At 53.1% G+C, this 11,902-nt stretch carries 11 protein-coding genes; 9 read left to right on the top strand and 2 right to left on the bottom strand.

Annotation, left to right across the window (positions count from 1 at the left end; all coding sequences use genetic code 11):
* The first annotated feature begins 13 nt into the window (after positions 1-13).
* The 9 genes from GTPT_RS12570 (at position 14) to GTPT_RS12535 (ending at position 6,775) form a co-directional block, all read left to right on the top strand.
* The gene (locus GTPT_RS12570) at positions 14-811 is read left to right on the top strand and encodes a metal-dependent hydrolase (RefSeq protein WP_025901777.1); all 798 of its coding nucleotides are present in this window, start codon (positions 14-16) and stop codon (positions 809-811) included.
* A 104-nt stretch (positions 812-915) separates the two neighbouring features.
* Positions 916-1,044 carry a hypothetical protein gene (locus tag GTPT_RS17945; protein WP_276971104.1) on the top strand — a complete coding sequence of 43 codons (129 nt, stop codon included), beginning with the start codon at positions 916-918 and terminating at the stop codon, positions 1,042-1,044.
* Positions 1,045-1,148: 104 nt separating this feature from the next.
* Positions 1,149-1,499: a purine nucleoside phosphoramidase gene (gene hinT, locus GTPT_RS12565; RefSeq protein WP_025901778.1), complete on the top strand. Its 351-nt coding sequence runs from the start codon at positions 1,149-1,151 to the stop codon at positions 1,497-1,499.
* Between the two features lie 17 nt (positions 1,500-1,516).
* Positions 1,517-1,885, top strand: a complete 369-nt coding sequence (locus GTPT_RS12560; RefSeq protein ID WP_025901779.1) for a YcfL family putative periplasmic lipoprotein — start codon at positions 1,517-1,519, stop codon at positions 1,883-1,885.
* A 10-nt stretch (positions 1,886-1,895) separates the two neighbouring features.
* Positions 1,896-2,528 (top strand): penicillin-binding protein activator LpoB, encoded by a 633-nt coding sequence (gene lpoB / locus GTPT_RS12555; protein ID WP_025901780.1) that lies wholly within the window; start codon positions 1,896-1,898, stop codon positions 2,526-2,528.
* The gene (thiK, locus tag GTPT_RS12550) at positions 2,509-3,336 is read left to right on the top strand and encodes a thiamine kinase (protein ID WP_029989321.1); all 828 of its coding nucleotides are present in this window, start codon (positions 2,509-2,511) and stop codon (positions 3,334-3,336) included. The genes lpoB and thiK overlap by 20 nt, the downstream gene beginning before the upstream one ends.
* A gap of 35 nt (positions 3,337-3,371) precedes the next feature.
* Positions 3,372-4,415 (top strand): beta-N-acetylhexosaminidase, encoded by a 1,044-nt coding sequence (gene nagZ / locus GTPT_RS12545; protein ID WP_029989320.1) that lies wholly within the window; start codon positions 3,372-3,374, stop codon positions 4,413-4,415.
* 303 nt (positions 4,416-4,718) lie between these two features.
* On the top strand, positions 4,719-6,023 hold the full coding sequence (locus tag GTPT_RS12540; protein WP_071780082.1) for an NAD(P)/FAD-dependent oxidoreductase: 1,305 nt from the start codon (positions 4,719-4,721) through the stop codon (positions 6,021-6,023).
* A gap of 209 nt (positions 6,024-6,232) precedes the next feature.
* On the top strand, positions 6,233-6,775 hold the full coding sequence (locus GTPT_RS12535) for a glycine zipper 2TM domain-containing protein (RefSeq protein WP_029989319.1): 543 nt from the start codon (positions 6,233-6,235) through the stop codon (positions 6,773-6,775).
* 372 nt (positions 6,776-7,147) lie between these two features.
* Here GTPT_RS12535 and GTPT_RS12530 read toward each other — a convergent pair whose 3' ends face one another.
* Positions 7,148-7,708: a hypothetical protein gene (locus GTPT_RS12530; protein ID WP_029989318.1), complete on the bottom strand. Its 561-nt coding sequence runs from the start codon at positions 7,706-7,708 to the stop codon at positions 7,148-7,150.
* Between the two features lie 506 nt (positions 7,709-8,214).
* Positions 8,215-11,658, bottom strand: a complete 3,444-nt coding sequence (gene mfd / locus GTPT_RS12520; RefSeq protein WP_025901787.1) for a transcription-repair coupling factor — start codon at positions 11,656-11,658, stop codon at positions 8,215-8,217.
* Positions 11,659-11,902 lie beyond the last annotated feature (244 nt).

The following is an 11,902-nucleotide window of genomic DNA, read 5'->3' as shown; positions in this document are numbered from 1 at the left end:
CAGAGAGTAATTTATGTTTTTAGTTGATTCACATTGCCATCTTGATTGTCTGGATTATGAAAAAGATCACAGTTCTCTGGATGATGTTATCCGTAAAGCCGCTGAACGGGATGTCCGTTTTATGCTGGCCGTCGCGACCACCCTGGACGGGTTCAGCCGTTTAAAATCATTTGTCGGCGACCGGCCTGACGTAGCATTTTCCTGCGGAGTACATCCGTTAAATATGGATCCCCTGTGCGATCCGCAACGTCTGGCTGCGCTGGCTGCCGACCCGCAGGTCATTGCTCTGGGTGAGACCGGACTGGATTACTTCTATGAGAAAGATGCGGAACAACAACGGCAGCAGCAAATAGCTTTCCGTCACCATATTCGTATAGGACGTCAGCTGAATAAGCCGGTAATTGTTCATACCCGGGATGCCCGTGAAGACACGCTGGCACTGCTGAAAGAAGAGAAAGTGGAAGAATGCGGCGGGGTACTGCATTGCTTTACGGAAGATAAAGAAACCGCCGCCAGATTACTGGATATGGGCTTCTATATCTCCTTCTCCGGCATTATTACGTTCCGTAACGCCGAACAGATACGTGAAGCCGCGCGCTATGTTCCGCTGGACCGAATTCTGGTGGAAACCGACTCGCCTTATCTGGCCCCGGTCCCGCATCGCGGTAAGCAGAATCAACCCGCTTTCACCCGTGATGTGGCCGACTTTGTGGCAGAACTGAAAGGCGTGGATACCGAAACGCTGGCCCGCCAGACCACCGAAAATTTTTCCCGTTTGTTCCATACGCCGCTCGGGAACAGCCACGACTGATAGCGGCAGGTGGCTCCGGTGCCCGGGCCGTCCAGCCGTCAGTCGGGCCACAATGTTTTCGGGGAGGAAGTTAGCCGGAATATTGATAGCGGACTAAGCTAAAAATGCTACGGAGACTTTCCGCAGGGGTCGCCGTTGCACCTGAGAAGTCCCTGCTGGCGCGGGATCGCTGCGCCAGCCTGTGGCTTCCGGGCTGGCGGATAGCCAGATTTTTATGGCTTTCCTGCGAATAAATAATGTAAAGTCAGATAATTACTTACACTTAGTATGATGCAGCAGACTGTTTACTGTGGGTGTTTCGCCGGCAGAAAACACAGGATAATCAGGAAATCGATGTATGGCCGAAGAAACTATTTTCAGTAAAATCATTCGCCGTGAAATACCGGCAGATGTGGTGTATCAGGATGAACTGGTGACGGCATTTCGCGATATTTCACCTCAGGCACCGACCCATATTCTCATTATTCCTAATCAGTTGATCCCGACAGTGAATGAACTCACCACTGAACACGAGCCTGCATTAGGACGTATGATGACGGTCGCGGCAAAGATTGCAAAACAGGAAGGTATTGATGAGGACGGTTACCGTTTGATTATCAATTGCAACCGTCATGGTGGCCAGGAAGTTTACCATATCCACATGCATCTGGTCGGTGGTCGGGTACTGGGGCCGATGTTATCCCGGTAATTATTCGGAGAGACCTTATGCGACCGGTCCTGTATACGTTGCCGCTGTTGCTGTTATTAACCGCCTGCAGCAGCCATCAGCCACAGATCAGTATTTCACAGCCGCTGGTGATGGAAGCTGATGTCTTGTCCGCAGGGATCACGACCGACGGACCGACGGTGAGTGGTGACAGCGGGCAGCACAAAGCCAGTATCATACTCTATAATGATCGTGATGTTCCGGTCACTCTGCACTATCGTTATTTCTGGTACGATGACAAAGGGCTGGAAATTTTACCGGAACAACCGGCTGCAACCATTGTGGTGCCCGCGCATCAGGATCGTCAGGCTGTTTCATGGTCAGGTAACCTGAGTGCCAGCCAGGTTCGTGTGTCTCTTTATCTCTGAGGATGTTCAAGTGATTCGCAGCATAAAATTCAGCAGTCCGTTATTGTTAGCTTTTATTCTGTCCGGTTGTGTCATTAACCAGACACAGAAACCTGCACCGGTTGAGTCGGCCCGGCCGGCGACGCAGGTGCCGCAACCGGCACAGCCGCCTATTCAGGCGCCGCCGACACCTCCGCAGCTCACAGAGTCACAGCCACAGGTACAGGAAGTCCCTCAGCTACCGAAACTGCAAAGTATCAACTGGCAGAATAGTGTTCAGCCACTGGTTAACAGTATGATGAATACCCCGGGGATTACTCCTGGCAGCGTATTGCTGGTGGATCGACTGAAAAACAATACCAATGGCTCAATTCAGAGCGATGATGCTTATCTGGCGATCAATCAGGCACTCAGCAGTAACAGCAAATTTACGCTGGTCACGACAGCGCAGCTGAACCAGGCTAAGCAGGCTCTGGGACTCTCGCCGGAAGACAGCCTTAACTCCCGTAGTAAAGCGATTGGTCTGGCTCGTAACCTGAATGCACAATATGTGCTTTACAGCACGGCACGCGGGGATGCCAAATCACCGAAACTGCAGATGCAGCTTATGCTGGTGCAGACCGGGGAGATTGTCTGGAGCGGCAGTGGCAACGCCGTCGATTGATCCCTCGCTGGAAACGCTGCTTCGTCAATACCACCCGGCCGGTCTCTCTGCCGGGTGTTTTTTATCCCTTCCCGGGCTGAGCGGTCAGTCTGTTAAAATCACCCTTCCTGACGTCACGCTGGTCGCCCGTCAGCAACCGCGACAGCCTTTGCCGTTTGTTGATCGTCGGCGTGAATACCGGGTGCTAAAAAAACTGGCCGCCGGGCACCTGGTATTACCTCCGCTGGCCGTTGACCGGCATTGGTTAGTGCAACCCTGGCAAGCCGGGGAAGGGCTGTCACCACAGACATTCTCTGAACAGTATGGCGGGATCACGGCACAGCTTATCCGCTTACATCGCCAGCCACTCACCGGTTACCGGCTCTGTTTTACCACGCTTCTGGAACAGTACTGGCTGCTCTGTCGTGAACACCATGTTCACTGGCTTCGTCACTGGCGACGCCTGCGACAGCGGAGAGAGCCTGCGCCGTTGCGCCTGGCACCGGTACATATGGATCTTCACGCCGGTAATGTCGTGCAGGGGAGCGACGGGTATCACTTTATTGACTGGGAATATAGCGCCGACGGCGATATTGCGGTTGATCTGGCCATCATTTCCATGAATGATCCACAACATGCTTCACGCTGGATAACCTGCTATGCCCGCCACTCAGGGATTGCTCCTGAACACTTAACCCGGCAAATTCGTCGCTGGCAGCCGTGGTTAAGTTTGCTGTCTGCCTGCTGGTATCAGTTACGGGCAGAACAGACCGGGCATCCGCAGTTCCGGCAGCTCGCCCGTCAGAGCTGGCAGACGCTCTCATTTTAAATCAATACCATTGCGTACGGATTAGGAAAAGTATTATGACAACATCAATTCCCGGCCCCCTGATGCTGGATGTGGAAGGCTACGAGCTGGATAGCGAAGAGTGTGAGTTGCTGCAACATCCGCTGACCGGCGGGGTGATCCTGTTCAGCCGTAACTACCACTCTTTGGACCAGCTGGCTGAACTGGTCCGCCAGATCCGTGCGGCTTCGCACACCCGGCTGGTGGTGGCCGTGGACCAGGAAGGCGGGCGGGTACAACGTTTTCGCGAAGGCTTTACTCAACTTCCGGCCATGCAGTCATTTTCTGCACTGACTGAAAATGAGCAACAGGCCGGTCGTCTGGCCAAAGAAGCCGGCTGGCAGATGGCCGCAGAAATGACGGCGATGGACATCGATATCAGTTTTGCGCCGGTACTGGATATCGGCCATATCAGTGCAGCGATCGGTGACCGTTCATTCCATGACAACCCGCAGATAGCATTGTCAGTGGCTGAACAGTTTATTGCCGGTATGCACGACGCCGGAATGAAAACCACCGGTAAGCACTTCCCCGGGCATGGTGCGGTACAGGCCGATTCGCACAAAGAAACGCCGATTGATCTGCGGGATGAAAAAACCTTACGTGAACACGATATGGCAATATTCAGCCAGTTAATCCGCCGTCAGGGACTGGATGCCGTTATGCCGGCGCATGTGATTTATCCGGCCGTGGATCCGCAACCGGCGTCTGGCTCACCGTACTGGCTGAAAACTGTCCTGCGTCAGGAACTGGGTTTTTCCGGTGTCATTTTCTCCGACGATCTGTCGATGGAAGGGGCCGCCGTGATGGGCTCTTACCCTGAAAGGGCGCAGCAATCCCTGGCTGCCGGGTGTGATGTTGTACTGGTCTGTAATCACCGTGCGGGCGCGATTGAGGTGCTGGATCACCTGCCACATACCACCGCGGAACGTCTGACCCGTTTATTTCACCGTGGGACTACGGGCTATGCCGCCCTGCAGCAGCATTCACGCTGGAAAGAGAATCATCAGCAGTTAGCGGCATTGCAGCAACGCTGGCTGGAGAAAAAAGCCGAAGGCTGAGCACCGTCGTTGACCGACTCCCCGGCTTACGAACTCCCGTAAGCCGGGGAGTTGCCCGGGATTGATGAGATGGGCTTACTCTTTCATCTGCATATCCCTCCGCTCCTCTGATGTTTTCTCTGCGACTTTTCCCGTCACAAAATATTATTCTGTCGTTCTTTTTTTGTGCTTATCATTTTGATAGGAACCGCTTACCGGCTCGTGTTATGCTGAATTCAGGTTGTATTTTGAAATTTAACTTTATGTTAGCTAAGGGTATTATCATCCTGGTTTAACTATCAGTGGATCTTTCGGGGGGTTTTGTTGACTACATCTGTGCAAAAAATCGTCATTGTGGGCGGTGGTGCCGGTGGACTGGAGCTGGCGACTCAACTGGGTAATAAACTGGGACGACATAAGAAAGCTGAGATAACGCTGGTTGATCGAAATCAGACGCACTTATGGAAACCTCTGTTACACGAAATTGCGGCAGGTTCGATGGATGAAGGTATTGATGCCCTCAGTTATCTGGCTCAGGCCCATCATCATCACTTTACCTTCCGTCTGGGCACACTGACAGAAATTAACCGCGAACAGAAAAGTCTGCGTCTGGCCGAAATCCGTGATGAGGATGGTCAGGTGCTGGTTGAAGAGCGTGATTTACCCTATGACACGCTGGTGATGGCGTTAGGCAGTGCGTCGAATGACTTCGGTACCCCCGGCGTCAAAGAACACTGTATTTTCCTGGATAACCCGCATCAGGCGCAGCGCTTCCACAACCAGATGCTTAATCTGTTCCTGAAATACAGTGCCGGGACTCAGCCGCAGAAAAAAGTAAATATCGCTATCGTCGGTGGCGGGGCGACCGGGGTCGAGCTGTCCGCTGAACTTTATAATGCGGTTAAAGAACTGCACAGCTATGGTTACAAAGAGCTGGGCGGTGAAGCCCTCAATGTGACTCTGGTGGAAGCCGGAGAACGCATTCTGCCGGCATTACCACCGCGTATCTCTGCGGCGGCAGAACTTGAGCTTAAAAAGCTGGGCGTGAATGTTCTGACGCAAACCATGGTGACGCGTGCCGATGCTGACGGGCTGGAAACCAAATCCGGTGAGAAAATCCACGCGGACCTGATGGTCTGGGCGGCCGGGATTAAAGCGCCTGACTTTATGAAGGATATCGGCGGCCTGGAAACCAACCGCATCAACCAGCTGGTGGTTACGTCGACGCTACAGACCACCCGCGATGAAGATATCTATGCCATCGGTGACTGTGCGTCCTGTGCGTTACCGGGGGGCGGGTTTGTGCCTCCGCGTGCGCAGTCTGCTCATCAGATGGCGTCCCGGGTGCTGGCAAATATCATTGCCCGTCGTAAAGGTAAGGCTCAGCAGGACTACGTCTATAAGGATTACGGCTCCCTGGTGTCACTGTCCCGTTTCTCAACGGTCGGCAGCCTGATGGGTAACCTGATGCGTGGCTCAATGATGGTTGAGGGCAAGATTGCCCGTATGGTCTATATCTCCCTGTACCGTATGCACCAGATAGCACTGCACGGTTATTTCAAAACCGGGCTGATGATGCTGTCCGGCAGCATCAACCGGGTGATCCGGCCTAAGCTGAAACTGCACTAATTTCCTCTCCTTAACCCCGGCCCGCCTGTGGCCGGGGTTTTATCAGAAGCTTCCCAAAATGTCGCCAGAGATGTGCTGACAGCCATTTTTTCCGTTTGTCTGATAGTGACCCGCGAGTGATTCTGACAGACTGCCACCCGTAAGGCGGGACACGCACGCCAGCGTCACTATGTTAATGCGTGGTCATTCGATCAGTCAGGAGGATCCCTGTGAATAAATCAATGGTTGCAGGTGCAGGAATCGGGATAGCCGCCGCATTGGGCATCGCGTCGGTGGCAGGTGTGAATATATTTCATCGCAATCCGGAATTCGCGCAGGTGATGTCGGCAACACCTATCCGTGAGGTGATCAAAACCCCCCGCCAGGAGTGTCACGCGGTTAATGTGGTTCACCGCCGTGCAGTTCAGGATGAAAACCGTCTGGCCGGCTCGGTGCTTGGTGCAGTCGCCGGCGGGGTACTGGGGCATCAGTTCGGCGGAGGGCACGGGCGTACACTGGCGACGGTCGCCGGGGCAGTGGCCGGCGGATATGCGGGTAACCAGGCTCAGGCCGGTTTACAGGATCGTGATACCTACACCACGACACGTCAGCAGTGCAGAACCGTCTATGATAAGCAGGAAAAAACGCTGGGCTATGATGTGACCTATAAGATAGGCGACCAGCAGGGCAAAATCCGAATGGATAACGACCCCGGGACCCGTATTCCGCTGGACAACCGGGGCCAGCTGATTATTGACAGCGCGCGCAGTTAAGGGCGTTATATAATCAAGCCCCCGACGGAATGCATCTCAAAAGTTGGACACCCGATGGATTACGGTGCAGTTCAGTGAGCCGTCCAAGGTTTTCCCGCAAATTACGGCTCACGGTTGTCACGCCTTCTCTCAACAGCAGCGATGGCTATCGTCATCGACCGTACAGTTATGTATCTCAGTAGTGCAGTAAATCTCGTCAAAAAGGCCGGTATTGTTTGAGCCATATCTGAGAACCGGCTTTGTTTCAGTCTGTCGTGGTGGTTTAAACAGTACCCGTTTGCAGCGGTCATACAGTCGCTGTTTCCGATGATTTGAGGAAGGCATGGTCAGGTACTTTAAAGGTACCTGACCCATGTTTAATGCGACAGAGTCTTACAGAGACTGATAAATCGTAATTCTTTTGGGAGAAACGGGGCCACGGATAATAACTTCTTCAGTATGTGTCACTAAATTATAATTATAACGATTGAGTCTTACTGCGGCGTCAAAATAAAGATCATCCAGAGTCTCTTCATTGTTGTTATTGCTTTTCGGATAAATTACGGATTTATTATAAAGATAAAGTCGTGATGTATCGCGCTGTGACAGCACGTGCTTTAAATCCTCCGCAACATCGACAACATCCAAAGCAGTGGCATTTATCTGATAGACGTAACATTTTTTTCCGGAAGGATATAACGCTCTTTTCGAGCTTAAGGATCCGGAACGATTGCTGCCATCAACATGCTTATTCAGCACCGATTCTAAGAAAAAACGGCTGATCCCTCTGAGGGATTTTGATGCAAAAACGGTGTGCTCTCCAAAGATGTTATTCATCCATAGTGAGTTTGTGCCTTTAAAACCTTTGCTCAAAATTACGTTGGGTGGTAAGAAATCTAATCGATAAAGGGTATCAATATTCGGATGATAATTTTTTTTCCATATTAACATCATCAGACCTTAAGTAAGCGTCACCTCCGGATCCTTCCGGAAGTGTTGTGGCGACTTTTCCGGCCAGAAACCATCAGCAGGCATTTCTGCTCTGATTCCGGTTAAAGGCCAGGAACTTACCGACTGAAACCGGCTTAAATATATTAAGCTATTTTCTCTGACAGATATACTTATGCAGAACCAACACAGGCTGACCGGGGCGGGGCAAGGTAGAACACACCGGTTTTACGGCGGGATTACCGCAGGCGGTGTGCTGAATATGAAGCAGGCAGGGAACGACAAAATAAACCCTGTTGAAAGCGTCAGTCTTCAGTATGAAAAAATTATATGGCGTAGTGTGGAGGGAAATATTCAGTACACAGACGTCCGGGATCAGCGGCCAACGGCATAAATGAAAATGGGTGGGATTCCGGCCCACCCATGACTACCTTGTGATTACAAAGCTAACTTTCATCCCTCAACCTGGTGTGTCCGGCTTTCGGGGTTCACTTCAGACGGAGGCTTGACGTTTACAGCCGGTGCTGCTGCATTTGCACTAACAGTTCTGCAACCCACTCGATACGTACCTTTCGTTCCTGCAGGTCACGGGTAAAGCGCAGTTTTACCGGACCTTCCAGCTTCCACTGCTGCGGATCTTTCTGTAACAGACCAATCAGCCAGCCAGGGTCGACATGGTTTTTCTCAGCAAACTCGATATACCCCCCTTTCTCTCCGGCTTCAATTTTCCGGATCCCCAGCGCCTTCGCTTGCTGACGCAGACGTGCAATGTCCAGCAGATAGCGGGCCGGGTCCGGTAGCAGTCCGAAACGGTCAATCAGTTCGACCTTCAGCTCCTGGATTTCGTCTTCATGCTCCGCACTGGCGATACGTTTGTAGAAAGACAAGCGGGTATTCACATCCGGAATATACTCCTCCGGCAGCAGGGCAGGCAGCCTTAATTCCACTTCCGTCTGCTGACTGGTCAGATCTTCCAGTGACGGTTCACGTCCTTCTTTCAGTGCTTCGACGGCGTTTTCCAGCAGCTCCATATACAGGGTAAAGCCGAGCGTTTCCATCTGTCCGCTTTGATCCTCACCCAGTAATTCACCGGCACCGCGGATTTCCAGGTCATGGGTCGCCAGCGCAAATCCGGCTCCCAGGTCTTCCAGCGAGGCAATGGCTTCCAGACGCTTCTTCGCATCGGTGGTCATCGCTTTCGGATGCGGCGTCAGCAACCAGGCATAGGCCTGGTGATGTGAACGTCCCACGCGTCCGCGTAACTGGTGCAACTGTGCCAGGCCGAAGTGGTCGGCGCGTTCAATAATGATGGTATTGGCGCTCGGAATATCGATACCGGTTTCGATAATGGTGGTGCAGACCAGGACATTGAAGCGCTGGTGATGGAAATCATTCATCACCCGTTCCAGTTCACGTTCACGCATCTGCCCGTGACCGACGCTGACACGGGCTTCCGGCACCAGAGTGGCCAGGCGTTCTGCGGCTTTACTGATGTTTTCGACATCGTTATACAGGTAATACACCTGACCTCCGCGCAGCACTTCACGCAGGATAGCCTCACGGACCACCAGGTCATCATATTCACGGACAAAGGTTTTAACCGCAAGACGACGGGCCGGTGGTGTCGCAATAATCGACAGATCACGCATACCGCTCATCGCCATGTTCAGTGTCCGCGGGATCGGGGTGGCGGTCAGCGTAAGAATATCCACATCTGCCCGCATCGCCTTAATACGCTCTTTGTGCCGGACCCCGAAACGGTGTTCTTCATCGACAATCAGTAATCCCAGATCATGCCATTTCAGATCACTCATCAGCAGTTTGTGGGTACCGATCAGAATATCGACTTTACCTTCGCTGGCTTCCTGCAGAACCGCATTCTGCTCTTTGGTGGTACGGAAGCGTGAAAGCATCTCGATCCGCACCGGCCAGTCAGCGAAACGGTCACGGAAATTATCGAAGTGCTGTTGTGCCAGCAGAGTCGTCGGTACCAGCACCGCGACCTGCTTGTTATTTTCTACTGCCAGGAAGGCGGCGCGCATGGCGACTTCGGTTTTACCGAAACCGACATCCCCGCAGACCAGCCTGTCCATCGCCAGCGGCTGGCACATATCACTCAGCACAGCATTAATGGCTTGTCCCTGATCCGGAGTGGTTTCATAAGGGAAGCCCTCACAGAACTTCTGATACATCTCGCGCTGATGTCTGAACGCATAACCGGTTTTTGCCGCCCGCTGGGCATAGATATCCAGCAATTCTGCGGCCACATCGCGGACTTTTTCCGCCGCTTTCTGACGGGCGCGGCTCCAGCTGTCACTGCCCAGTTTATGCAGCGGGGCATTTTCATCGGCACCACCGGCATAACGGCTGATCAGGTGTAAAGACGAGACCGGCACATACAGGCTGGCATTGCCGGCATAGGTCAGCATCAGATACTCACCTTTGACACCGCCGGCTTCCAGGGTCGTCATTCCGGCGTAACGGCCAACACCGTGTTCCAGGTGAACCACCGGCTGCCCGGGATGCAGTTCGGCCAGGTTACGGATCAGCACATCCGGATTAATGGTTTTGCGGTTGTCCTGGCGGCGGTGAACGACCCGTTCGCCCAGTAAGTCGGTTTCACAGATCAGTGCACGCTGCCGCAGATTATCGATAAACCCGCGTTCTGCCGGGCCCGTCATCAGATAATAGCCGGGAGCGCTGGCGTCGTTCAGCAGCCCGATGTCTGTCGGACGGATTTTTATTTTACTCAGCTGCTCCTGGAGCCGTTCACGGCGTCCCTGGCTCTCTACCGAAAAAATAATGGCGCCGTCAAACGACTCGATGAAGTTGCGTAGCGCACCGAGCGGTTCCCGGGCCTGAGCCTGCAGGCTGATATCCGGCAGGGGGCTGTAGCTCAGGTTCGTATTAGCTGCCTTGTCTTTGACTTCCCCGCTGGCCAGCCGGATCAACGGCCATTGCTTCAGGGCGGTCATTAGCGTATCCGGCGGCAGCCAGAGCGTCTGTGGCTCCAGCAGCGGGCGTAACGGATCCACCCGTCGGTTCTCATAACGCTGTTTTGTATCCTGCCAGAAACGTTCACTGCCGGCCTGAAGATCACCGCAGCTCAACAGCAGGGTACTGGCAGGCAGATAGTCAAACAAGGGCAGTAGTGGTGAAGAGAAGAACAGCGGTTGCCAGTATTCAATCCCCACCGGCAGGGTGCCTTTGCTGACCTGCTGATAGATATGACCGGCATCGCGTAACACATCAAAATGTTCACGCCATTGGGTACGGAAAAGCTCTATTGAGGCTTTATCCGTCGGGAACTCATGGGCAGGCAGAAGATTAATGGCATCCACTTCTTCCAGGGTTCGCTGACTGTCCGTATCGAAGAGACGCAGGCTGTCGATTTCATCATCAAAAAAATCAATCCGGTAGGGCTGTTCACTGCCCATGGGGAACAGGTCGAGCAGGGCACCACGGATGGCAAACTCACCATGTTCCATCACCTGGTCCACATGCCGGTAACCGGCCTGGTCAAGTTGCTCACGCAATAAATCACGGGATACCTTTTGCCCCCGGGACATCATCAGGGCATATCCCTGCAGGAAAGAATGCGGGCAGACACGCTGCATCAGGGTATTGACCGGCAGGATCAGTACCCCTTTTTCCATGGCGGGCAGCTGATAGAGCGTCGATAAACGTTCCGAAATAATATCCTGATGGGGAGAAAAACTGTCGTAAGGAAGGGTTTCCCAGTCAGGTAAGTGGCTCACGGGCAGGGTCGTGAACTGACGGATTTCCCCCCGCAGATGCAGGGCAGACTGCATGTCATTGGTGATCAGTAACAGTGGCCCGTTATGGCGTTCTGCAATATCTGCACACTCTGCGGCCAAAGCTGCGCCTGTTAACAGCCCCAGCTGACGGTGGTCGCCGGCATTGACGGGCAGCGAATAACTTGTCTTATCTGACATATGGGCTAATCATTCTCTCCGGATTTTCCAGACTGCTATGATTCCACAGAACGTCGCGGGGATCATCTTCCTGACAACATTTTCCTGCCTTCACGGGGGCAGAGCGGATTGAAGTCGCTGTAATTTTAACCATAAATGATGAAAAAACAGGCAATGACAGATTAATTTCCCCCGGAAGGGGCATTATCAGATAACTTTACCCGCCAAACAGGGAGGCAGGGTTTCCTTAACGGCCTGGCTCCTT

The organism is Tatumella ptyseos ATCC 33301 (assembly GCF_000735525.1).
Lineage (GTDB): Bacteria > Pseudomonadota > Gammaproteobacteria > Enterobacterales > Enterobacteriaceae > Tatumella > Tatumella ptyseos.
This window is presented reverse-complemented; position numbering and strand designations above follow the sequence as displayed.

Bases quoted from the DNA above. Each gene is read 5' to 3' on its own strand.
- GTPT_RS12570 (WP_025901777.1), top strand. From the start codon at position 14: ATGTTTTTAGTTGATTCACATTGCCATCTTGATTGTCTGGATTATGAA.
- GTPT_RS17945 (WP_276971104.1), top strand. From the start codon at position 916: ATGCTACGGAGACTTTCCGCAGGGGTCGCCGTTGCACCTGAGAAGTCC.
- hinT (WP_025901778.1), top strand. From the start codon at position 1,149: ATGGCCGAAGAAACTATTTTCAGTAAAATCATTCGCCGTGAAATACCG.
- GTPT_RS12560 (WP_025901779.1), top strand. From the start codon at position 1,517: ATGCGACCGGTCCTGTATACGTTGCCGCTGTTGCTGTTATTAACCGCC.
- nagZ (WP_029989320.1), top strand. From the start codon at position 3,372: ATGACAACATCAATTCCCGGCCCCCTGATGCTGGATGTGGAAGGCTAC.
- GTPT_RS12530 (WP_029989318.1), bottom strand. From the start codon at position 7,708: ATGATGTTAATATGGAAAAAAAATTATCATCCGAATATTGATACCCTT.
- mfd (WP_025901787.1), bottom strand. From the start codon at position 11,658: ATGTCAGATAAGACAAGTTATTCGCTGCCCGTCAATGCCGGCGACCAC.